At 69.7% G+C, this 21,399-nt stretch carries 20 protein-coding genes, 1 tRNA gene and 1 riboswitch; of the genes, 6 read left to right on the plus strand and 15 right to left on the minus strand.

Features of this window, described 5'->3' with window-relative positions; all coding sequences use genetic code 11:
• Positions 1 to 19: 19 nt before the first annotated feature.
• The 4 genes from GGR66_RS18490 to rocF all read right to left on the minus strand — a co-directional run bounded on the left by GGR66_RS18490 (position 20) and on the right by rocF (position 1,892).
• On the minus strand, positions 20 to 235 hold the full coding sequence (locus tag GGR66_RS18490) for a CsbD family protein (RefSeq protein WP_010341025.1): 216 nt from the start codon (positions 233 to 235) through the stop codon (positions 20 to 22).
• 182 nt (positions 236 to 417) lie between these two features.
• Positions 418 to 552, minus strand: coding sequence for an entericidin A/B family lipoprotein (locus tag GGR66_RS18495; protein ID WP_160966335.1), 135 nt, complete (start codon positions 550 to 552; stop codon positions 418 to 420).
• A gap of 103 nt (positions 553 to 655) precedes the next feature.
• Complete coding sequence (locus GGR66_RS18500; RefSeq protein WP_160966333.1) at positions 656 to 808, minus strand: entericidin A/B family lipoprotein; 153 nt, start codon at positions 806 to 808, stop codon at positions 656 to 658.
• A 160-nt stretch (positions 809 to 968) separates the two neighbouring features.
• Complete coding sequence (gene rocF, locus GGR66_RS18505; RefSeq protein WP_184449699.1) at positions 969 to 1,892, minus strand: arginase; 924 nt, start codon at positions 1,890 to 1,892, stop codon at positions 969 to 971.
• Positions 1,893 to 2,056: 164 nt separating this feature from the next.
• Between rocF and GGR66_RS18510 the strand changes: the two genes are divergently transcribed.
• Positions 2,057 to 2,410, plus strand: a complete 354-nt coding sequence (locus tag GGR66_RS18510) for a hypothetical protein (RefSeq protein ID WP_255421776.1) — start codon at positions 2,057 to 2,059, stop codon at positions 2,408 to 2,410.
• A gap of 236 nt (positions 2,411 to 2,646) precedes the next feature.
• On the opposite strand, the gene GGR66_RS18515 is transcribed toward GGR66_RS18510, so the two are convergent.
• The 4 genes from GGR66_RS18515 to birA form a co-directional block, all read right to left on the minus strand.
• Positions 2,647 to 2,722 (minus strand) — tRNA-Thr (locus GGR66_RS18515).
• Positions 2,723 to 2,823: 101 nt separating this feature from the next.
• Complete coding sequence (locus GGR66_RS18520; RefSeq protein WP_184449701.1) at positions 2,824 to 3,660, minus strand: SPOR domain-containing protein; 837 nt, start codon at positions 3,658 to 3,660, stop codon at positions 2,824 to 2,826.
• Between the two features lie 112 nt (positions 3,661 to 3,772).
• Positions 3,773 to 4,510 (minus strand): type III pantothenate kinase, encoded by a 738-nt coding sequence (locus GGR66_RS18525; protein WP_184449703.1) that lies wholly within the window; start codon positions 4,508 to 4,510, stop codon positions 3,773 to 3,775.
• Positions 4,507 to 5,484, minus strand: coding sequence for a bifunctional biotin--[acetyl-CoA-carboxylase] ligase/biotin operon repressor BirA (gene birA, locus GGR66_RS18530; protein WP_184449705.1), 978 nt, complete (start codon positions 5,482 to 5,484; stop codon positions 4,507 to 4,509). Before birA ends, GGR66_RS18525 begins: the two co-directional genes overlap by 4 nt.
• A 143-nt stretch (positions 5,485 to 5,627) precedes the next feature.
• Between birA and GGR66_RS18535 the strand changes: the two genes are divergently transcribed.
• The 3 genes from GGR66_RS18535 (at position 5,628) to GGR66_RS18545 (ending at position 7,504) form a co-directional block, all read left to right on the plus strand.
• Complete coding sequence (locus tag GGR66_RS18535; protein ID WP_160968473.1) at positions 5,628 to 5,906, plus strand: hypothetical protein; 279 nt, start codon at positions 5,628 to 5,630, stop codon at positions 5,904 to 5,906.
• Positions 5,873 to 6,664, plus strand: a complete 792-nt coding sequence (locus GGR66_RS18540; RefSeq protein WP_184449707.1) for a M90 family metallopeptidase — start codon at positions 5,873 to 5,875, stop codon at positions 6,662 to 6,664. Before GGR66_RS18535 ends, GGR66_RS18540 begins: the two co-directional genes overlap by 34 nt.
• 138 nt (positions 6,665 to 6,802) lie before the next feature.
• Positions 6,803 to 7,504 (plus strand): hypothetical protein, encoded by a 702-nt coding sequence (locus GGR66_RS18545; RefSeq protein WP_184449709.1) that lies wholly within the window; start codon positions 6,803 to 6,805, stop codon positions 7,502 to 7,504.
• Positions 7,505 to 7,546: 42 nt separating this feature from the next.
• Here GGR66_RS18545 and GGR66_RS18550 read toward each other — a convergent pair whose 3' ends face one another.
• From GGR66_RS18550 to dusA, 6 genes are all read right to left on the minus strand, one after another.
• Positions 7,547 to 8,737: a DUF1501 domain-containing protein gene (locus GGR66_RS18550; protein WP_184449711.1), complete on the minus strand. Its 1,191-nt coding sequence runs from the start codon at positions 8,735 to 8,737 to the stop codon at positions 7,547 to 7,549.
• Between the two features lie 29 nt (positions 8,738 to 8,766).
• Complete coding sequence (locus GGR66_RS18555; RefSeq protein ID WP_221236502.1) at positions 8,767 to 10,350, minus strand: DUF1800 domain-containing protein; 1,584 nt, start codon at positions 10,348 to 10,350, stop codon at positions 8,767 to 8,769.
• Between the two features lie 212 nt (positions 10,351 to 10,562).
• A complete protein-coding gene (locus tag GGR66_RS18560; RefSeq protein WP_184449833.1) occupies positions 10,563 to 11,933 on the minus strand; it encodes a sensor histidine kinase in 1,371 nt (456 codons plus the stop codon).
• An 82-nt stretch (positions 11,934 to 12,015) separates the two neighbouring features.
• Positions 12,016 to 12,699 carry a response regulator transcription factor gene (locus GGR66_RS18565; RefSeq protein WP_003469280.1) on the minus strand — a complete coding sequence of 228 codons (684 nt, stop codon included), beginning with the start codon at positions 12,697 to 12,699 and terminating at the stop codon, positions 12,016 to 12,018.
• 73 nt (positions 12,700 to 12,772) lie between these two features.
• On the minus strand, positions 12,773 to 13,045 hold the full coding sequence (locus GGR66_RS18570) for a hypothetical protein (protein ID WP_160968483.1): 273 nt from the start codon (positions 13,043 to 13,045) through the stop codon (positions 12,773 to 12,775).
• A 531-nt stretch (positions 13,046 to 13,576) separates the two neighbouring features.
• Positions 13,577 to 14,596: a tRNA dihydrouridine(20/20a) synthase DusA gene (gene dusA / locus GGR66_RS18575; protein WP_184449712.1), complete on the minus strand. Its 1,020-nt coding sequence runs from the start codon at positions 14,594 to 14,596 to the stop codon at positions 13,577 to 13,579.
• Positions 14,597 to 14,741: 145 nt separating this feature from the next.
• Positions 14,742 to 14,995: riboswitch (cobalamin riboswitch) on the plus strand.
• Positions 14,996 to 15,205: 210 nt separating this feature from the next.
• Between dusA and metE the strand changes: the two genes are divergently transcribed.
• Both metE and GGR66_RS18585 read left to right on the plus strand, forming a co-directional pair.
• A complete protein-coding gene (gene metE / locus GGR66_RS18580) occupies positions 15,206 to 17,497 on the plus strand; it encodes a 5-methyltetrahydropteroyltriglutamate--homocysteine S-methyltransferase (RefSeq protein WP_184449714.1) in 2,292 nt (763 codons plus the stop codon).
• Positions 17,498 to 17,736: 239 nt separating this feature from the next.
• Complete coding sequence (locus GGR66_RS18585) at positions 17,737 to 19,734, plus strand: choice-of-anchor X domain-containing protein (protein ID WP_184449716.1); 1,998 nt, start codon at positions 17,737 to 17,739, stop codon at positions 19,732 to 19,734.
• Positions 19,735 to 19,949: 215 nt separating this feature from the next.
• Here GGR66_RS18585 and GGR66_RS18590 read toward each other — a convergent pair whose 3' ends face one another.
• Positions 19,950 to 21,395 carry an efflux transporter outer membrane subunit gene (locus tag GGR66_RS18590; RefSeq protein ID WP_184449835.1) on the minus strand — a complete coding sequence of 482 codons (1,446 nt, stop codon included), beginning with the start codon at positions 21,393 to 21,395 and terminating at the stop codon, positions 19,950 to 19,952.
• Between the last annotated feature and the right edge of the window lie 4 nt (positions 21,396 to 21,399).

Genomic DNA, 21,399 nt, shown 5'->3' on the forward strand with positions numbered 1-21,399 from the left:
CGCTGCGGCGGTGTGCGCCTCAGTCGTGGTATTCCTTGCCCAGGCTGTCGCGGAACGCGTGCACTTCCTTCTCGGCGCGATCGCGCGCCCAGCCGTAGCGCTCCTGCAGCTTGCCGGCCAGGTACTGGGTGTTGCCCTCGGCGACATCGAAGTCGTCGTCGGTCAGGTCGCCCCACTGCGCCTTGATCTTGCCCTTGAGCTGGGTCCACTTGCCGGCAATGATGTCTTTGTTCATGGAATCTCTCGTGATGTGTAAGCGGCGCTGCACGCCGCTCGCGCAGCATCGCGCGGCCTGCGTCGTGAACCGATCAACACAGCGTCAGCGATGCATGAGCATCGTGAACCGTTATGCATCGCCGACGATCGCGCAAAAAAACGGGTCGGCAAGCCGACCCGTTTTGGTGACCGAGCCGAGGCTCAGTTCTTGGCGGCGTCTTCGACCTTCTCGCCCGCCTTCTGCACGTCCTTGCCGGCACCGGCAACGGTGTTGCAACCGGCCAGCAGGCCCACCGAGAACATCGCCAGCAGCATCCACGCAAACGTACGCTTCATAGGTTCACTCCTTCATGGTCATGGAACGCGGCCAGCACGGCCGCACGAAACTCGTGGATCGGTCGTCCGCGGGGCGCGTCGCCGCCGCGATCGACCGGGGCGCTCAGCACTTGCCCGCGCTGCAATCGTCCGCCTTGTTTTCCACCTTCTCGCCCGCCTTCTGCATGTCCTTGCCGGCGCCGGCAACGGTGTTGCAGCCGGTCAGAACGCCAGCGCAAAACAGGGTCAGCATCAACAGGGTGGTCAGTCGCTTCATCGTGGTCGTCCTCGGCAATCGCAGGTGGTCGGGTGGGCGGCGATAGGCGTCGCCGCGCTACCGTCTGGCGGTGAATCTGCCGTCACGACTGTGGATTTCACGTGAATGAACCGGCACCCCATTCAGGCAAGGGCGGCGCCACCCAGCCAGGCCGGGCCTCTCAGTCCCGCATCAGCGTCGACTTGCCGAACAGGCTCTCCACCAGGTCCACCGCCAGTTCCGCGGTCAGGTTGCGGTGGTCCAGCACCGGATTCAACTCCACGATGTCCAGCGAGGCCATACGCCCGCTGTCGGCGATCATCTCCATCACTAACTGCGCCTCGCGGTAGTTGGGACCGCCGGGAACGGTGGTGCCCACGCCCGGGGCGATGCTGGGGTCGAGGAAGTCCACGTCGAAGCTGACATGCAGGTGGGTATCGGCATCGAGCCCCTCCAGCGCCGCCTCCATGGTCCGCTTCATGCCCATCTCGTCGATGTAGCGCATGTCGTACACGTCGACGCGGTGCTGCTTGATCAGCCGCTTCTCGTCCGGGTCGACCGAGCGGATGCCGATCTGCCGCACCTGCTCCGGCCGCAGCGCCGGCGCGCTGCCGCCGAGTTCGGTCAGCGCCTGCGGCCCCAGCCCGCACAGGCAGGCCACCGGCATGCCGTGCACATTGCCCGACGGCGTGACCTCGCTGGTGTTGAAGTCCGAATGCGCGTCCAGCCACAGCACCCGCAACTTGCGGCCCTGCTCGCGGCAGTGCCGCGCCACCGCGGTGATCGAGCCGATGCCCAGGCAGTGGTCGCCGCCGAGCACGATCGGCATGCGCCCGGCACGCAGTTCGGCATAGCTGGCCTCCATCAGCGCGCGGTTCCAGGCCACCACCTCGTCGAGGTGGCGGTAGCCGTCGACCGGCGCCTGCCAGGGATTGCGCGGGCCGTCGATGTTGCCGACGTCGCGCACCTCCACGCCACGATTGGCCAGCGCCTCGTGCAAGCCGGCGATGCGCAGCGCCTCCGGCCCCATGCGCGCACCGCGATGGCCGGCACCGATGTCGGTAGGAACGCCGATCAGGGACACCGGCAGAAAAGACGACTTCATGCGCATACGCTCCAACCAAAAAAGTGGCCCAGTCTAGCGGGACCGGCATGACACGACCCGCCGCGTCGCAGCAGGCGGCATGTACATTGCGGCAGCCAAAGGCGTGCGGTTGGACGCCCACGGCGCTGGCTGGCTAAGCTGCTCCGCCGTTTCTGGAGATCGCCTTGGAAAAGCCCTTGATCGTGACCCTGGAGGCCGCGTTCGCCGGGCTCACGTTCCTTCCCTGGTTCGCGTGGGCGCACAACAGCTTGAATCCCACGCTGATCCTGCACGCGGACCACGTGGAGTACCGCGTCCTGCGCACGCGCACCCGCCCGTACCGCGAGATCGCCAGGGTCGACTATCGGAAAGCGTGGGGAACCGAGAACGTCGTGCTGGAGTTCCTGGGGGCGAAGACCACCTTCATCGCGAACACCGGACTGGTCCGGCGCACCAGAGAGGCCATCGCCTTGTTGCAGCGACAGGGTTGCCCGCTTTCCGCGCGTGCGCAGTCCTTGCTGTTACCGCGAAGCCCGTAGCAGCTTCCGACAGCGCGCAGCGATCCAAGCGCGCTTCGGTTGACCGCTGTTGCTTCGCACCTGCGCTGCGGCGTGCCTGCCACCTGCCGCGCCATCCACCCGGCTCGCGTAACGCGCAGTTGTTCCCGGCTCGAATGGATGTTCATGAGCACGCGCAACAGAAAGCAAAAACCCGCTGTTTTTCAGCGGGCTGATGGCGCAACGCGGACATCCACAGATGCCAACGGGTCGAAAGATGGTGCCGCTTATCCGAATCGAACGGATGACCTACTGTTTACAAGACAGTTGCTCTACCGACTGAGCTAAAGCGGCAAGGTGCACGACGCCTGCAGGCGGGCCCGGGCAGTCTACCTGCTGGCGCGGGCCTCGACACGTCTTGCGGCGAGGCGCTGAACACCGACAGGCGCGGCATTCTAGCCCAGCGTGGCGCAGTCCACGGTGCGTTGGCGCGCGGCGCCGAGCTGGCGGCGCAGGGCGGCGGCCTGCGCCGCGGAGCCGGCGCGCAGGTCCAGCCACCAACGCGACTGGCCGTCGCCGCCGCTGGGGATCAGGTCGGCGTTGAAGCCGGCACGGGCCAGCTCCGCGCGGCGGCGCTCGGCCCCCTCGCGGCTGCGGTACTGGCCCAGGGCGATGGCATTGCCGGCATCGCCCTGGCGCAACGGGTAATAGTCGCGGATGCCGGCGGCGACGATGCGCTCGGTGGCCTGCCTGAGGCCATCCTCGCCGCCGATGGTCGGCAGCAGCACGCGGAAGCTGGTGGCACCGCTGTCGGCGTCCTCGCGCAGGCGCGGACGCGGCGCTCCCGAAGCCAAGGTTGCGATGGCCGCCTGGGCGGCATCGCGGTCCGGGTACGGCCCCACGCTCAGGCACACCGCCGCGTCGGCGGCGGGCTTGGCCGCAGGATCGGCCTGGGCCTGGGTGGGGGCGGGCGCAGGGGCGGCAGCGGGTGGCGTTGGCGCGGCGGCCGGGGTGGCCGCCGGGGTACTGGCCGGTGCAGGGGCAGATCCGGTCGCATCGGCGGCGACGGCGGTGTCGTCCTGCGCATCGGCTGGCACGGCGACAGGCGCGACCGCCGGCGGAGTGGGCGCCGCGGCCGGTGCAGGCGCCTCGTTGACCAGTTGCAGCGTCGCCACCCCGGCCGGCACGGCCGGCATCGGCACCGCCGGCGGGGTGGGCGGCTGCATCGCCCACCACACCGCGACGCCGAGGTTGAGGATGGTCAGGACGACGAGCAGGGCGCGAACGAGCATGGCCGGATTCTAGAGCGTGCGATGCACATTGGGAGAGACAGCGCCGTTCGTGTGGGACGTGACCGCCTGGACGCAGCGTCTGCGCTGCCCGCCGCCGCCAGTGCCGCCCCGCTCAGGCGTGATCAGCCACGGCGTGCGCCTGCGCCCACAGCGCCAGTCCGTCCAGGACCAAGGCCGGGCGCTGCTCGGCCACCGGCAGTGCGTGCAACAGCGGCGGCACGCCGCCGCCATGCAGCAGCAGCCGCGGCCGTCGTCCAAGCAAGGCCTCGCCCTGCTGCAGGCTACGTTCGATCAGCGCCACTGCGGCGCCATCGCAGCCAGAGGCCAGCGCGTCGGCGGTGTCGGCGGCGAACTCGTGGTAATCGCCGCCCTCGGCCGGCAGTTGCGCTGCCTTCTGCTGCAGGGCCTGGCGCATGACGGTCGGCGACGGCGCGATGCGGCCGCCGCGGTGCAGGCCGTCGCGGTCGAGCAGGTCCACGGTCAGCGCCGTTCCCACGCCGACCACCAGCACGTCGCCACCGCCATGCGCGGCGAGCAGCGCGAGGAACCGGTCCACGCCGAACGCCTGCGGTCGCGCATAGGCGATCCGCACCCCGGCGCACGCAGCCTCGGTGCGCACCACCTGCACCTGCGCGAAGCGGCTGCGCAGCGCCTCCAGCACGGTCGCGGTCAGGGCCGGCGCGGCGACGCTGGCCACGTAGGCGGTACCGCCCTGCGGCAGCGCCGCGACCGCCGCCGCGTCCATGGCTTCGGCGCCATGCGGCCAGGCCTGCACCGCGCCCACCTGCCCGTGTTCCAGCGCGGCGAACTTGAAGCGCGAATTGCCCAGGTCGAACAGCCAGTCGCTCATGCCGCCCTCACGCTGACATCGCCCGCATGCACCGGCTGCTCGCCGTCGGCGAAGGCCACCCGCAGCGCGCCGTCCTCGGCCAACCCGAGGGCCGTGCCTTCGCGCACCTGGCCGCCATCGTCGATGCGCACGGCATGCCCAGCAAGCAGATCCAGCGCGGCGTAGCGCGGCAGGAACGGCGCCAGCCCTTCGGCGTCGAACAGCGCCAGCGCCGGCAGCAGGTGCGACAACACCACCGCGGCGACCGTGTTGCGCGACACAGGGCCACCGGCCAACCGCGTCAGGTCGGTCCACGGCTGGTCGATGTCTGCGGCACTGGCCGCCGGCATCGCCACGTTCAGGCCCAGGCCGATCACCGCCCGCGCCGGCCCGGCGAACTCGCCGCCACCTTCCACCAGCAGGCCGCCCAGCTTGCGCCCGTCGGCCAGCAGGTCGTTCGGCCACTTCAGCCCGACCGTGGCGAAGCCGGCCGCGCGCAGGGCTTCGGCCACGGCCACGCCGGCGGCCAGGCTCAGGCCGCCCAGCCGGCCCAGCCCACCCTGGAAGCTGCGCGCCACCGACAGGTACAGATGCGCCGCCAGCGGCGAGGCCCAGACCCGGCCACGGCGGCCACGCCCGCCGGTCTGGCGCTCGGCCAGCAGGACCTCGCTGCCCTGCGCCGGCGCCGGCCGCTGCAGCAGCGTGGTGTTGCTGGAGACCAGGCTCCAGGCGATCTCCAGCCCGGCCAGCTCGGCGCGCGCCGGCCCGCTGAGTCCGTCGCGGATCGCCGCGGCGTCGAGCAACTCCAGCGGCCGCGCCAGGCCATAGCCCTCGCCGGCCCGGCCCTCGATCTCCACCCCGGCCGCGCGCAGCGCCTGAATGCGCTTCCACACCGCCGCCCGGGTCAACCCGCAGGCGCGCGCCAGGGCGTCGCCGGACAGGGGCCCCTTGCTGAGCCTGGCCAACAGTTCGCGCTCGTCCAACGCCGGTTCCATCGCCTCGTTTCGCCCCCGGGCGCGCCGCGGCGCACCCTCGTAAACCGAAAAGTATGCGGCAACGCCCCGCTTGCGCCCAGGGCCGAGGTCCTGCAGCCGGTGAAAACCGCGTTAGAATCGGGATTCACCGCCGCTCGCCCTGGATGCCGACGATGCGCCGTTCCCTGCCCTGCCTGCTCCTGTTGCTGCTGCCGCTCGCCGCCGCCCACGCGTCCAATGTGCTGGCGGAGAAGCCGCATACCGACTGCGCCTACGGCGACACACCCGATGCCGACAGCGCGCCGACGCGTGCGCCGGCGACGCATGCGCCCTCCTCCACCAAGCCGGCCTCGACCACCACGGGTGGCGGCAGCGACAGCGACCTGGTGCCGCGCATGCGCATGCCGAAGTGGCACAGCTTCCTGCCGGGGATGTTCCGCTGATTCCACGCTGGCTGCGCGGGCTGTGGTCGACGCCCGCCGCGGCCATCGATGACGCCACCTGGCAGGCCGTGCGCCGCGACTGCGCCTGGGTCGCGGCCCTGGATGCGCCGCGCGAGCAGCGCCTGCGTGCGCTGGCCAGCGAATTCCTGCACCGCAAGACCATCTCGCCGTTGGGCGGCCTGCAGCTGGATGCCCGGCAGTGCGGCCTGCTCGCCGCGCTGTGCTGCCTGCCGCTGCTGGAGTACGGCGTCGGCGGCATGAGCGGCTGGTCGCAACTGCTGGTCTACCCGGACGCGTTCCGCGTGCAACGCAGCCATGTCGATGCGACCGGCGTCCTGCACGAGTGGGAAGACGAACTGATCGGCGAGTCCTGGGACAGCGGCCCGTTGATCCTGTCGTGGGCCGACGTGCAGGCCGACCTGGACGATCCGCGCGCCGGTTACTGCGTGGCCGTGCACGAAATGGCACACAAGCTCGACGTGCTCGACGGCGCCCTGGACGGCACGCCGCTGCTGCCGCGCGCGTGGCAGCGGCAATGGGCCGACGATTTCCAGCGCAGTTACGACGCCTTCTGCGCGCGCGTGGATCGCGGCCGCGCCAGCGAGATAGACGCCTACGCTGCTGAAGCGCCGGAAGAGTTCTTCGCCGTGGTCAGCGAATATCACTTCTCCGCGCCGGAGCGACTGCAGCGGGAGATGCCCGAAGTGGCCGCGCACCTGGCGCGGTTCTACGGGCCGTCGCCGTTTGCTGCCGGGTAACGTCGACACAAAGACCGAGAGCACTGTTTCTTCGCTGTCCCGATCTTGCCAAGGTGGAGTTGGTCGCCATCGACGAGCACATCTTGTCGCTCTCCCATCGCTCGCCCAAAGCGCTCGCCTCACACCCCGACCCTGAGCATGAAGACATCCGGCATCGACACCAAACGCATCCTGCTGATGACCGCACTGGGCGCTTGCCTGCTCGGCGCAGTGGTCGTCGCGCCGTCCCTGCGTCACGCCGTTGAGGAGCGCCGCGCGCGTCTGGACGACGCGCAGTCACAACGCGTTGCCCACTACAGGCAACGGCTGACACCCTGCACAGACGAGTTGGCCCAGCGCAACACGGCGACGCTTCCCCTGACCGCGGATGACGTGCTCATCGAGATCAGCCCGACCTTCTCACCGACACAGGGCGTGATCGTCTCTGCGGATTCGGTCCGCGGCTATCAGGGCGTCTCCGCGTTCAACCTGCCGGCGCCGCCGCCCGGGATACCCTATTCGACCAGCCCCGATCCCTCGGAGATCGCGCTCACACCACCAACGCCTCTCGGCCCCGCGCTTGGGCGACGCGTGCTGCAGACGCTGAAGACGGAAATCGACCACGCCGACACACCAACGGCCTATGGATTCGACGGCGTGAGCTATTTGCTGCTTCACGGCGACCAATGCGCGCGCACATGGACACCGCAACCAGGCGCCCGTGCCTACACACTCGCGCTGCTCGCCGATGGACTCGGCGAACTGAGCCACCAAACCGGCGAAGAGGCACGGGTCACCAAGACCAACATCCGCAATCTGCTGATCGAACTCGACGCGGACCGCCTGCAACTCGAACGCTGACCACGCACCGCGCGCCGTACCTGGGGACGTCCGGACCACGCCTCACACCAACTTCAAATCCCGCGCATGCGCCTGCGGAAATACCTTCTGCAGCTGCGTCGGCGACAGGCCCCACATGCGGCCGAGCAGGCCGGCGAACATGTCGCGGTAGTTGGTCAGCACCGGGTAGTCGCGGTCCTGGAACAGCTTGTCCTTGCTCACCGCCACCTGCTCGCCGGCGATGCGCCCGCCATTGATCCCGCCGCCCAGCACCCAGTACGTGGTGCCGTGGCCGTGGTCGGTGCCCTTGTCGCCGTTCTCGCGGAAGGTGCGGCCGAACTCGGACAGCACCACCACCACGGTGTTGCGCCACTCCGGTCCCAGCGCCTCGGCATAGGCCGACAGCCCCTCGGACAGATTGGCCAGGTTGTTGGCCAGCGCACCGTCGGTGCTGCCCTGGTTGACGTGCGTGTCCCAGCCGCCGACGTCGACGAAACCGAGCCGGTAGCGCTCGCGCATCAGCGTGGCGATGCGGCGGGTCTCGTCGGCGAAGGTGCGCGCACTGGCGGCGCCGCGGTTGGCCTGCTGCATCTCGTCCTGCAGCGCGCGCGAGACCTGCTGGCGCAGCGCCAGGCCGTCGTGCGCGGCGCTGGCCAGCTGCGTGCCGTGGTACATGCCTGCAAGGATGTCGGCCTGGCGCTGGTCGAAGGCCGGGGTCGGATTGCGCTTGAGCGAGAGATTGGGGATGTCGCCGCCTCCCTGGAAACTCAGCGGCAACGAATCGGTGAAGGCGATCGACGGCGTGCCGGTGGCCACCTGCGACAGCCGCGCCAGGAAGCCGGTGCGATAGTCGCTGCGCTGCCCGGCCGGCTGCCCGGCCTCGATGCTGTCCTGGGTCTCGAAGTGGCTGCGCGACAGGTCGTCGGTACCGGCGAACGGGACGAACGCCAGCTGCTTGTCGTTCCACAACGGCATCAGCGTGTCGCGCAGCCGCGGATTCAGGCCCCACTGCGTGTCCAGCGCAATGGCGCTGTTGGGATTGGCCGGATCCGGCTTGGCGATCGCCAGGCTCGGCCGCGAGGCGTAGTAGAAATCGCTCGCGTACGGGACCAGCAGGTTGTTGCAGTCGTAGCCGCCGCGCAGGAACACCACCAACAGGCGCGGCGACGGCGCAGGCGCGGCGAACAGGCGCCCGGCGAACGGCAGGCTGGCCGCGGCGGCGGCGGACGCGAGCAGGAAGCGGCGACGGTGCATGGCGGATCTCCGTGCGGCCAAGGCCGCGGTCAGCGGTAATTGAAGTCGGGGGAGGCCAGCAGGTAGCCGTTCCACTCCTGCTGCGAGCGCGCCTGCGCCAGCGCCTGGCGCGTGGCGTCGCTCAGTTGCGGCTCGATCGCGTGGTAGTACAGCGGCGTGCTCAGTTGTGGGAAACCGCCGCGCTGCTGCCCGTCGACGGTGAACAGCTGGGTGTTGCCGTTGCCGATCGCACGCGCGATCTCGAAGCGCTGCACCATCTGCCCCGAACTGTTCCAGGCACTGGACTGCAGCGACCAGCCATCGGGCGTGATCCGTCCGAAGCTCGGCTCGCCCATCTGATTCAACCAGCCCAGCAACGGTTGCGGATTGACGATGGTCTGCCCGTCGTAGGCCAGGCGCAGCGCCGAGACCAGGAAGCGGTACGGATCCTTGAACTTGTGCGGCGCGCCGGCCGCCATCTCCGGCGCAGTGAACATCACCTGCAGCACCGCGGCGATGTCGCCATCGCTGCGCTGGAACGTGCGCGCCATCTTCTCCACCAGCGCCGGCGGCGGATCGTCGGCGACGAAGTATTCGGCCAGCTGCCGCGAGATGAAGTGCGCGCATGCCGGCTGGCGCACGATCAATTGCACCGCGCGCTCGACCTCGTCGAAGCCGCCGCCGGCGATGCGCTGGCCGAGCAAGGTCTTGTCGCCCTGCTCGTGCCGTGCCGGATTGAACTCGAACGCGCCGCGGCGCACATACTGGGCCTGCAGCGCCGGCGGCAGTTTCGGCGGCCCGTCGCGGTCGACCGGCGCGATGCCGACGCCGGTGAGGATCAGCGCCAGTTGCTGCACGTCCTTCTGCGTGTAGCCGGCGTTGACGCCGAGGGTATGCAGCTCCATCAGTTCGCGCGCGTAGTTCTCGTTGACCTTGCCCTTGGCGTTCTGCGCGTTGTCCAGGTACTCCAGCATCGCCGGGCTCTGCAGCGTCGCCATCACCAGGTCGGAGAACTTGCCCAGCGCATGCGGGCGGATCGCGTTGTCGGCGTAGTCGGCCACGGTCCAGTGCAGGCGGCCCTTGTCGGCGAACACGCTGAAATGGTTGAGCCAGAACCACACCATCTGCTCGCGCAGTTGGTCCGGCGCGTAGATCGCACGCAGCAGCTGCGCCTGCCGTGCCTGGTTCAGCAGCAGATCGCCGCGCTGTTGCGCGGCCTTCTTCGCCGCGACCTTGGCATCGCCGTCCGGCATCGCCTTGATTGCCTGCTGTGCGGCAGCCTGCTGCTTGAGCAATTCCTGCACCGGCGTGTGCAGCGCCCCATAGCCATCCAGTTGCGCGCGCACCGGTGCCGGCAGCGCGGCATCGCCCGTATCGGCCTGCAGTTGCTCGCGCAGGAAACGCTTGCGGCCGTCGTGCTCGAACTGCGCCACGCTGGCGCTGTCCAGGCCGAGGGTCATCGACTGCAGCCAGCGCGCGTCGTCGCGCTTGATCACCTTGTCGCTAGCGGCGATGGCGCCGACGGTGAACAGCACCAGCAGCAACGACAACAACAGTCGCTGGGTGTTGCGCAATACACGCCGGCCGCGCACGCGCAGACGCGTTGCTGCAGGACGATGCCGGGATACGGACATGCGAGGCTCCTGGACGAAAAGCGGCGTGAAGACCGGCGCAGTATCGCCAGCTGTGCGCCGGTCGCGTTAAGCCACTGTCGGAAACCTCCCGGTCATTTGCACGGGATTCACCTGCTGCTGCGGCGCAGCAGCGTCATGTGCGGTCTGTCAGTGCTCATGGCCGCTGGGCGGCGGGATGTCGGTCCCAAGCCAGCGCGGGGACGCCGCTGGACTCAAAATCCCGGCGGCAGGGTGACCAGGAAGCGCGCCCCACCCAGTTCCTCGGAGCGGCTGACCTGCAGTTCGCCGCGATAGCCCTTGACCAGGTCCTGCACGATCGCCAGGCCGATGCCATGGCCGTGCACACGCTCGTCGCCGCGCACCCCGCGCTGCAGGATGTGCGCGACCTCGTCCGGGGCGATGCCGGGGCCGTCGTCCTCCACCGAGATGATCAGGCCGGCGCGGCGGCTGCCGGCGGCCGGTTCCGGGCGCACGCTCAGCAGCACCCGCCGGCGCGCCCACTTGAACGCGTTCTCCAGCAGGTTGCCGAGCAGTTCCTGCAAGTCGCCAGGCTCGCCATGGAAGCGCGCGCTCGGCTCGATGTCGAACTCGCACAGCACGCCCTTGGCCGCGTAGACCTTCTCCAGGCCGCGCACGATCTCCTCGGCATTGGGCTCGATCGGCAACGGCGCGGCGAACAGCTTGTGGCCGCTGGAGGCGGCGCGCGCGAGTTGGTAGGAGACCAGGTTGTTCATGCGCCGCAGCTGCACGTCCAGCTCTTCGCGCAGCTCCGGCCCCTGCGCGCCGCTGTCGAGTTGGGTCCTCAGTACCGCCAGCGGCGTCTTCAGGCTATGCGCCAGGTCGGCCAGGGTGTTGCGCTGGCGGTCCAGGTTCTCGCGCTCGCTCTCGATGAAGGCGTTGATGCTGTCGGTCAGCGGCTCCAGCTCGCGCGGATGGCGATCGCCCATGCGCATGGCTTCGCCGCGCTGCACCTTGGTCAGTTCGTTGATCACCCGGCGCAGCGGGCGCAGGCTCCATTGCAGGATGAAGGCCTGCAGCACCAGCAGGATCAGGCCGGCGCCGCCGAGGTTGAACCACACCCGGCCGCGGAACACGCGCAGCTGCGCGCCCAGCGCGCGGGTGTCCTCCATGATGTAGATGGTGACCGGGGTTTCCTTGTCGCGGCGCACGTAGGCCAGGCCGATGCCGTAGCGGTAGACCTCGCCCTCACTGCCGTCGATCTGGGTCATCGGCCAGGGTCCGTCGAAGGTTTCCTGGCGCGGCTCGAGCATGCCGCCGCGCGGTGGCAGCGGGCCCTCGCTGGACATCGAGATCCAGCCTTCTGTGGGCAACACGATCTGCGCGTACAGGCCGCTGCCGGGCCGGTCGAAATGCGGGTCCGGCGGCGGCTTGTCGTTGTTGATGTACAGCGACCCGTCGCGGGCGACGTCGATGTTGTTGGCGTACGCGGTGGCGTAGCTCTTCAGGCGCTCGCGCAGGTTGCTCAACGCGGTGTCGGCGAACGCCTGGTCCAGCGCGTAACCGGCCGCGGCCAGGAACGCCAGCAGGCTGAGGCTGGCGGCGAGCAGCTGGCGCGCCTGCAAGGAACGCGGGCGCCAGCGTTTGTACCACCTGGGTCGTGCCGCCACGCGGTCGCTTCCTCGGTGTGCTCGCCGGCGCCTGCGATCAGCCTTCGGTGCGCGGAATCGCGAACCGGTAGCCGCGGCCGCGCACGGTCTCGATCGGCTTCAGCTCGCCGTCCGGGTCCAGCTTCTTGCGCAGGCGGCCGATGAACACTTCCAGCACGTTGGAATCGCGGTCGAAATCCTGCTGATAGATGTGCTCGGTCAGGTCCGCCTTGGAGACCAGTTCGCCGGCATGCATCATCAAATACTCGAGTACCTTGTACTCATAGCTGGTCAGGTCGACGTTGCTGCCGCTGACGCTGACGGTCTGCGCCGCCAGGTCCAGCGCGACCGGACCGCATTCCAGGGTCGGCTTGCTCCAGCCGGCGGCGCGGCGCAGCAGCGCATTGACGCGCGCCAGCAGCTCTTCGACATGGAACGGCTTGACCAGGTAGTCGTCGGCGCCCTGCTTGAGGCCTTCGACCTTGTCCTGCCAGCTGGAGCGCGCGGTGAGGATCAACACCGGAAACTTCTTGCCTTCGTCGCGCAGCGCCTTGATCAGCTCCATGCCCGACATCTTCGGCAGGCCGAGATCGATGATGCCCACGTCGAAGGGCACTTCGCGGCCCATGTACAGGCCTTCCTCGCCGTCCTGCGCCGCATCCACCGCAAAGCCTTCGCGCTTCAGGCGAGCGGCCAGGGTCTCTCGCAGCGGAGCTTCGTCTTCGACCAGAAGGATACGCATGAACTCTCCCTAGTAACTTACAGGTGGCCGGTGGCCGGGGCGGTGTGTGGAACCTGAACCGAACTATCCGGACTCACGGGTGATCGTCGCGTGGTGGCTCGGGAGGCTCGCCCGACCGCGGCGCCCGCGGCGGTGCCGCACGGCCAGGCTGCGGATCGTCCATGTAGCGTACCCGCCCACGGCCGTCCATGTACTTGACGCGGTTGATGTCGCGTCCGTCGAACGGCACGCGCTCGGCGCCGAGGATCTGGCCGCCGGTGGACCGTTGCACCCGGCGCACCGCATCGGACAGGGAACTGCCGGCATAGTCACGGCTGCGTCCCGCGTCGCGCTCCGGCGGCGCCATCGCGCCCGGCATGGGCGGCTGCTGCGCACGGCCATGCCCAGCCGCGACCGACGCCAGCGCGAGCGCGAAGACGGCGGCGAAGCGGTAGTGGCGGGAAGCAGGAGAAGTCACGACGGGCATCCTAACGGACTGATCGGAAACGTTCAAAACTTGTGAAGCGCGACACCTCGTGGAAACGAAGACGACCTCGAGAAATCGAGGCAAATTCTTGATTTTTCGGGGTGAATCCGGTCTGAACTTTTCCGGGCGCCACGGGCGACATTCAGTCAAATGAACCTGTGAAGAGTCGATGCAAGGGCCGCGCCTGGGGTCTGGAGAGGCCCTACAGCAGGTGCTTCGCAGCGTCTCCGGGAATGCAGAGACTAGCCGGCCATACCTGAACGGAATCCCTGAACGAAAGGATGAAAGTGGGATGCGGACCCGTCGCCGACCGATTCGCGACGCTGTCCTACACTCTAGAGAAGAGACGAGGTCGACCAGCGACGAGCAAGGCAATGGCGCCTCCACTGCGTTCCGATTGGCTCCCGCCGATCAGGCCGCCGCGCGCGTCGCTCCATCGGTGACCGCCAACGCCCGCTCCAGTAGCGCCCAGTCCGCGCCCGGCCGGTGCGCGCCTTCGCTGAGCACCTGGCGGAAGGCGCGGCCGCCGGGCTGGCCATGGAATAGGCCGAGCAGGTGCCGGGTGATGTGCTTGAGCGCCAGGCCCTCGGCCAGGCGTGCCTCGACGTAGGGACGCAGCGCACGCAGCAACTCCGCGCGCGGACGCGGCGCGGCGCCGGTCAGGGCCGCGTCCAGTCGGTGCAGGACGTAGGGGTCGTGATAGGCCGCGCGGCCCAGCATCACCCCGTCCACTGCCTGCAACTGCGCCTGCGCCGTCTCTACCGCGGCCAGGCCGCCGTTGAGCACTACCTGCAGCTGCGGCCGCTCGCGCTTGAGCCTGTGCGCCCAGTCGTAGCGCAGCGGCGGCACCTCGCGGTTCTCCTTCGGCGACAGGCCCTGCAGCCAGGCGTTGCGCGCGTGCACCACGAACAGCCCGCAGCCGGCCGCGGCAACCTGGTCGACGAAGGCCAGGAACACCGCATAGTCGTCGTCCTGGTCCACGCCCAGCCGGCACTTCACCGTCACCGGGATGTCCACCGCCGCGACCATCGCCGCCACGCACTCGGCGACCAGCGCCGGCTCGCGCATCAGGCAAGCACCGAAGCGCCCGGCCTGCACCCGGTCGGACGGGCAACCGCAATTGAGGTTGATCTCGTCGTAGCCCCAGTCCTGGCCGATCCGCGCCGCCTGCGCCAGCAGCGCCGGCTCGCTGCCGCCGAGCTGCAGCGCCAGCGGATGCTCGGACGCATCGAAATCCAGCAACCGCGCACGATCGCCCAGAACCACCGCATTGGCGTGCACCATTTCGGTGTAAAGCCGCGCCGACGGCGCCAGCAACCGGTGGAAGATCCTGCAATGCCGATCGGTCCAGTCCATCATCGGGGCGACGGACAGGCGCAGCGAGGCGGCGTAACGCGCGGGGAGATCGGCGGTGGGGAGCGGAAGCGTCATCGGCACGACGGGCGGGCGCCGCCGGCTATCCGCCGCAGCGCCAAGTCATTGACTTAGGGATCAATAGCTTACACGTTCGCCATGAACGTTGCCGGGACCTACCGACAAAAACGCACTGCCGCTTGACCCGCCGCCCCATCCGGCCTATCGTGCGCTCGCCGAAGGTATTCATCTCTTCATTCGGATGAAGGGATGGATTTAAACGGGAATCCGGTGACGGCCGGCGCCGCAAGCGCCTGCCCATTCCGGAGCTGCCCCGCAGCGGTGAATGGAAACGACCTCCGTCAATGGCACTGGGCCGGCGCATGCCGGCCTGGGAAGCGACGGACAGTAGGTGCGCAGCCGGCACGGTGCGCGTGTCCATCAGCCCGAATACCGGCCCCGGCCGGAGGACCGTGCGTCCTCCGATTCGACCTGGCGCCTCCGCGGGGAGGCGGCCGGACCGCGACCCGGCCTTGCGCCGCGCCGCGTCGTCCGCCTGCCCGCGCGGTACCGGTTCGCCCGCGGGGGCGAAGGTCGCTGGCGTGGCGGGCGGTCCGTGCGAACGGGACGCGCGGCGCGCGGTTCCTTCGTTCCTCAATGCCCTTGAACGCAATGAGGAAACGCAACATGACGATCGTGACCAACCTGGGCTTCCCGCGCATCGGTGCGCGGCGCGAGCTCAAGCAGGCGCTGGAACGCTACTGGCGCCGCGACATCGATAGCGCGCAACTGCAGGACACCGCACGCGACCTGCGCCTGCGCCACTGGCAGCTACAGCGCGAGGCCGGGGTGGACGTGTCGCCCAGCAACGACTTCAGCCTGTACGACGCGATGCTCGACACCGCGTTCCTGTTCGATGCAATCCCGCAGCGCTACCGCGCGCTGGCCGATGCCGATCCGCTGGCCGGCTACTTCGCGATGGCGCGCGGCACCCAAGAAAACGGCCTGGACCTGCACGCGCTGGAAATGACCAAGTGGTTCGACACCAACTACCACTACCTGGTGCCGGAGCTGGCGCGGCGCCAGCACTTCCGCCTGCGCGGCGACAAGCCGGTGGTGGAGTTCCTGGAAGCCAAGGCGCAGGGCATCCAGACCCGGCCGGTGCTGATCGGGCCGGTGACCTTCCTGGCGCTGTCCAAGACGGTGGACGGCAGCGACCGCTGGGCGCTGCTGGACAGCCTGCTGCCGGTGTACGCCGAGCTGTTGCAACGCCTGCATGCGGCCGGTGCCGGCTGGGTGCAGCTCGACGAGCCGGCGCTGGTGCTGGACCTGGACGAGGCCGCGCGCGCCGCCTATCGCCGCGCCTACGACGTCCTGGCGCAGGCGCCGCGGCCGAAGTTGCTGCTGACCAGCTACTTCGGCGAGCTGGGCGACAACCTGGAGCTGGCGATGGGGCTGCCGGTGGACGGCGTGCACGTGGACCTGGTGCGCGGCGTGGCGCAACTGGACGCGGTGCTGCAAGCCTTGCCGGCCGGACGCGTACTCTCGGCCGGCCTGGTCAACGGCCGCAACGTGTGGCGCACGCCGCTGGACAACGCGCTGACCCTGGCCCGTTACGCGGCCGGCCATGTCGGCCGCGAGCGGCTGTGGCTGGCGCCGTCGTGCTCGCTGCTGCACGTGCCGGTGGATCTGCAGCAAGAGACCAAGCTGGACCGCGAACTGGTCGGCTGGCTGGCCTTCGCCAGGCAGAAGCTGGAGGAACTGCGCACCCTGGCCGATGCACTGGACGACCAGCCGCAGGCGCAGGCAGGACTGGATGCAGCGCGCGATGCGTTGGCCAGCCGCCGTGCCTCCGCCCGCGTGCACCGCGCCGAGGTGGCGCGACGGGTGGACGCACTGACCGACGATGCCGGCCGCCGGCAGTCGCCGTATGCGCAGCGCCGCCAGGCGCAGCAGGCCGCGTTGCGGCTGCCGCTGTATCCGACCACCACGATCGGCTCGTTCCCGCAGACCGAGCAGGTGCGGCAGGCGCGCGCGCAGCACAAGGCCGGCAAGCTCGACGATGCCGCGTACGACGCGTTCCTGGCTGCCGAGACCGAACGCTGCGTGCGCGCGCAGGAGCAACTGGGCCTGGATGTGCTGGTGCACGGCGAGTTCGAGCGCAACGACATGGTCGAGTACTTCGGCGAGCAACTCGATGGCTTCGCCTTCACCCGGCACGGCTGGGTGCAGAGCTACGGCTCGCGCTGCGTGAAGCCGCCGATCATCTACGGCGACGTGCAGCGTCCGGCGCCGATGACGCTGCGCTGGACCCAGTACGCGCAGTCGCTGACCGAGCGGCCGATGAAGGGCATGCTGACCGGGCCGGTGACGGTGCTGCAGTGGTCGTTCGTGCGCGACGACCAGGAACGCGCGCAGACCTGCCGGCAGATCGCGCTGGCGCTGCGCGACGAGGTGCGCGATCTGGAAGCGGCCGGCATCGGCGTGATCCAGATCGACGAGCCGGCGATCCGCGAAGGCCTGCCGCTGCGCCGCGCCGATTGGCAAGCGTACCTGGACTGGGCGGTGCAGTGCTTCCGCATCGCCGCGGCCGGCGTGCGCGACGCCACGCAGATCCACACCCACATGTGCTACTCGGAGTTCAACGACATCATCGAGGCGGTGGCGGCGATGGACGCGGACGTGATCTCGATCGAGACTTCGCGCTCGCGCATGGAACTGCTCGATGCCTTCGTGCGCTTCCGCTACCCGAACGCGATCGGGCCCGGCGTGTACGACATCCATTCGCCACGCGTGCCGAGCACGCAGGAAATGGTGGAGTTGCTGGAGAAGGCGCGGGCGGTGCTGGATCCGCAGCAACTGTGGGTCAACCCGGATTGCGGGCTGAAGACCCGTGGCTGGGCGGAAACGCGCAGCGCCCTGGAAGCGATGGTCGCCGCGGCGCGGCAATTGCGCAGTCAGCAGGCGCAGGCGGCGTGACCCGGCGATGCCCGGCGCCACGTGCGCCGGGCATCATCGTGCTCCAGGCATGCCCGGCATCCCAGTTCGGCGTGCTTTGCTGCATTGCGTCTTTGTCCGGCAATGTGCGCTGGCTATAACCGCAGGCGAACGCGTGGCGAGGGGGCGCTGCGTCCTCGCCGACGTGCTGCCGGCGGCGCACCGCGCCGCGAGGTCCGGCAGGTGCGTCTGCTACTCAGCACCGCCAGGGAGAGCGCGTCATGCCGAAGCTGTCGAAACTGTCCGCCGTCTGCGTCCTGTATCTCGTCGTCCCCACCGCCGCGCTGCACGCGGCCGAACTGATTCCCAAACAACTGGCCGGCCCGCCGGAGGAGTTCGCGCAGATGCGCGCTCCCGCCCCGGCGGAAGCGGCGATCCTGTCCAAGAGCGCGCTGCTGCCGGTGGAATTCTCCGCCGCGCGCAGCGGCGGCCCGGCGCAATGGCACACCACGCTGCCGGTGGAGAACGGCAAGCTGCGCTTCGTGGTGCTGTCCGGCGAACACGATTGGCAGCCGCGCCTGAGCGCGCCGGCCACGGCCAGTGCGCGCGCCGGCACCGCCGCCGCGACGCCGATGCTCGCGCCCAGCGCCAAGGCCACCCAATTGGGCGCCGGCGGCGCCACGCTGCCGGCGCGCGAGTACCGCGTGGACAGCGCCGCCAATGGTGAGTGGACCCTGACCCTGCAGGCCGACAGCAACAGCACGGCGCAGCGCGGTTATGTGCTGATGGAAGGCGATGCGCGCACGCAACTGGCGTCCTATCCCAGCGACCGCGCGCAACTGCAGCGCGGGCAGCGCATCGGCCTGACCGCCCTGCTCGGCGGCATCGATGCGCAGGGCAGCGTGTCGCTGGCGCGCAGCGCCGGCAGCGGCCGCATCGACACCGCCCAGTTGCGGGTGATCGCGCCGGACGGCTCCGTCAGCCAATGGCCGATGGCCGACGACGGCCGCCACGGCGACGGCGCCGCGGGCGACGGCGTGTATGCCGGCGACTTCCCGGCGACCGCCACCGGCACCTATATCGCGCAGGTGGTGGTGCACGGCCACGACGCCGGCGGCCAGCCCTTCGTGCGCACCAGCGAGCACGTGCTGCCGGTGCTGGACACCACCTTGCGCATCAACGCCGATGCGGTCGCCGCCAGCGCCCAGCCCGGCACCCGCCTCACCCTGCCGATTCCGGTACGCATCGGCGGCGGCCAGGCGCCGGCGCACTACCGCGTGCTCGGCGAACTGTGGGGCACCGGCCGCGACGGCAGCGCGGTGCCGGTGGCCTGGCTCGGCGGCATGCTCGCGCCGCAGGATGGACGCCTGCCGCTGAGCGTGGACGAACGCTGGATCGCCCGCGCCGGCGCGCGTGCACCGTTCACCCTGCGCAACCTGCGCGTGGAGGATCCGGACAACTTCGTGCCGCTGGCCACGCGCGCGACACTGCCACTGACCCTGCCGGCGTTGCGCCGCAGCAGCGTGGCGCGCAGCACCGGCGCGATCGACGAGAGCATGCGCATGGGCGAGCGCCCGGCGCAGTTGAGCGCCGCCACCACCGACATGCAGGCGCAGGCCACCGGCAAGCGCCTGGTGCTGGTGCACGGCTACTGCTCGGGCGGGGTATGGCCGGTGGCGCAGTTCAGCAACGCCTCCGCGTTCCTGGACGTCAACCAGAACCGCAGCAACGACCAGTTCGCGCAACGCCTGGCGCAGTTCGGCAGCCAATGGAACTCGTTCGGCACGGTAGCGCACAGCCAGGGCGGCATGGCCGCGCTGCATCTGTACGTGTACTACTGGAGCGGCCTGGACAACGCCAGCGGCGGACGGGTGATGCAGTCGGTGGGCACTCCGTACCAGGGCACCAACCTGGCCGGCATCCTGGCCACGGTGGGCTCGTGGTTCGGTGTGGGCTGCGGCACCAACAACGACCTGACCTATGACGGCGCCAAGGCCTGGCTGGCCGGCATCCCCAACTCGGCGCGGGCGCTGGTGAACTACTACACCACCTCCTTCGCCAAGACCAACTGGTACACCAACGACTACTGCAATGCGGCCTCGGACCTGGTGCTGAGCGACCCGGAGGACGGTACCGTGGAGCAGGTCAACGGCCAACTGCCCGGCGGCGTCAACCGCGGCCACACCACCGGCGAATGCCACACCACCGGCATGCGCGATCCGGCGCAGTACCTGGACGCCAGCCGCAACGCGACGATGAACGCCAACGCGGCGCGTTGAGGGGCCGGGATTAAGGAGTCGGGATTGGGGATTGGTGAAAGCGCTGCCCGGGCATGTCAGCCTGGTGCAGCGCCGATCTTTCCCCAGTGCCGAAGCCGCCGCTGGTGCAATTCGCTCGGCGTGCGGCTTTTTGTAGGAGCGGCTTCAGCCGCGAGGGGCGTTGTAGGTCATGCCTTCGCGGCTGGAGCCGCTCCTACGGTGGTGCGGGGAATACGCTAACGCGCCGCATCCGCCACGGCCTCGCGGCTCTGCGCATCGGCGCCGCCGCCGAGCACCTTGTACAGGGTGACACGGTTGCCGGCCTCGGTCAGCCGCAGCGTGATCAGGTCCTGCTGCGCCGCGTACAGCGAGCGCTGCGCGTCCAGGGCATCCAGATAGCTGTCCACGCCGTTGCGATAGCGGGCCTCGGCCAGGTCGTCACTGCGCTGGGTGACCGCGACCAGGGCGCGCTGCGCATCCATGCGTTCGTCCAGCTGCGCGCGCGTGGCCAGCGCATCGGCCACTTCGCTGAAGGCGCTCTGGATGGCCTTCTCGTAGGTGGCGACGTTGACGTCGCGGGTGATGCGGGCCACGTCCAGTTCGGCCTTGAGCGCGCCGGCGCGGAAGATCGGCACGCTGATGCTCGGCACGAACGACCAGGTGCGATTGCCGGCGTCGAACAGGCTGGACAGCGCGCTGCTGCTGCGCCCGGTGGAGGCGGTCAGCGAGATGATCGGGAAGAACGCCGCGCGTGCCGCACCGATGTCGGCGTTGGCCGACTTCAGCGTGTGCTCGGCGTACAGCACGTCCGGGCGCTGCAACAGCACGCGCGATTCCAGTGGCGCCGGCAGCGGCGCCAGCGCCACGCCGCCCTCCAGCGCGCCGGCCTGCGGCAGGGCATCGGCCGACACCGGTGCGCCGACCACCAGGTCCAGGGCATTGCGCGAGGTGGCCAGCTGCGTGGTGTAGCTGGCCACGTCGGCACGCGCGCTTTCCACGCTGGTCTGCACCTGCGCCAGGTCCAGTCCGGAGGCGATGCCTTCGCGGTGCCGCGCCTCGGTGAGCGCCAGGGTCCGCCGCTGGCTGTCCAGGGTCTGCTGCGCCAACGCCAGGCGCTGCTGGTCGGCGGCCACGGCCAGCCAGTCAGCGGCGACCTCGGCGACCAGGCTCATGCGCGTGCTGCGCTGGGTCTGCGCGGTGGCCAGGTAGGTTTCCAGGGCTTCGTCCTTGAGGCTGCGGATGCGTCCGAACAGGTCCAGCTCCCAACTGCTGATGCCCACGTCGGCCGCATAGGTTCGCGCGACGTCGGAGCGCCCGCTGCTGCTGGTCGACGCGCTGCTGCGCGAGGCGCTTTGGCTGCCGCTCAGGCTCACCGACGGGAACAGGTCCGCGCGCTGGATGCGGTACTGCGCACGCGCCTTGTCGATGTTGAGCACCGCCACGCGCAGGTCGCGGTTGTTGCCCAGCGCCTGCGCGATCACATGCTGCAGGCGCGAATCCAGGAACACCTGGCGCCAGTCCAGGGTTGCCACGTCGGCGACATCGCCAGCGGTACCGCTGCCAACGTCGGCGAAGGTCGCCGGCACCGGCGCGTCCGGACGGGCGTAGCTCGGCGCCATGCTGGCGCAGCCTGCGAGGACACCGGCGCAGGCCAGGACCAGCGCGGTACGGGTCGGGGACACACGG

This window comes from Xanthomonas sp. 3498, assembly GCF_014199795.1.
GTDB classification, from domain to species: domain Bacteria; phylum Pseudomonadota; class Gammaproteobacteria; order Xanthomonadales; family Xanthomonadaceae; genus Xanthomonas_A; species Xanthomonas_A rydalmerensis.

Coding starts and splice junctions, on each gene's coding strand:
- birA (WP_184449705.1), bottom strand. CDS start 5,484: ATGGAACCGGCGTTGGACGAGCGCGAACTGTTGGCCAGGCTCAGCAAG.
- rocF (WP_184449699.1), bottom strand. CDS start 1,892: ATGAAGTCGTCTTTTCTGCCGGTGTCCCTGATCGGCGTTCCTACCGAC.
- GGR66_RS18495 (WP_160966335.1), bottom strand. CDS start 552: ATGAAGCGTACGTTTGCGTGGATGCTGCTGGCGATGTTCTCGGTGGGC.
- metE (WP_184449714.1), top strand. CDS start 15,206: ATGACGATCGTGACCAACCTGGGCTTCCCGCGCATCGGTGCGCGGCGC.
- GGR66_RS18535 (WP_160968473.1), top strand. CDS start 5,628: ATGCCGACGATGCGCCGTTCCCTGCCCTGCCTGCTCCTGTTGCTGCTG.
- GGR66_RS18585 (WP_184449716.1), top strand. CDS start 17,737: ATGCCGAAGCTGTCGAAACTGTCCGCCGTCTGCGTCCTGTATCTCGTC.
- GGR66_RS18570 (WP_160968483.1), bottom strand. CDS start 13,045: ATGGCGCCGCCGGAGCGCGACGCGGGACGCAGCCGTGACTATGCCGGC.
- GGR66_RS18545 (WP_184449709.1), top strand. CDS start 6,803: ATGAAGACATCCGGCATCGACACCAAACGCATCCTGCTGATGACCGCA.
- GGR66_RS18520 (WP_184449701.1), bottom strand. CDS start 3,660: ATGCTCGTTCGCGCCCTGCTCGTCGTCCTGACCATCCTCAACCTCGGC.
- GGR66_RS18550 (WP_184449711.1), bottom strand. CDS start 8,737: ATGCACCGTCGCCGCTTCCTGCTCGCGTCCGCCGCCGCCGCGGCCAGC.
- GGR66_RS18565 (WP_003469280.1), bottom strand. CDS start 12,699: ATGCGTATCCTTCTGGTCGAAGACGAAGCTCCGCTGCGAGAGACCCTG.
- GGR66_RS18500 (WP_160966333.1), bottom strand. CDS start 808: ATGAAGCGACTGACCACCCTGTTGATGCTGACCCTGTTTTGCGCTGGC.
- GGR66_RS18490 (WP_010341025.1), bottom strand. CDS start 235: ATGAACAAAGACATCATTGCCGGCAAGTGGACCCAGCTCAAGGGCAAG.
- GGR66_RS18525 (WP_184449703.1), bottom strand. CDS start 4,510: ATGAGCGACTGGCTGTTCGACCTGGGCAATTCGCGCTTCAAGTTCGCC.
- GGR66_RS18555 (WP_221236502.1), bottom strand. CDS start 10,350: ATGTCCGTATCCCGGCATCGTCCTGCAGCAACGCGTCTGCGCGTGCGC.
- dusA (WP_184449712.1), bottom strand. CDS start 14,596: ATGACGCTTCCGCTCCCCACCGCCGATCTCCCCGCGCGTTACGCCGCC.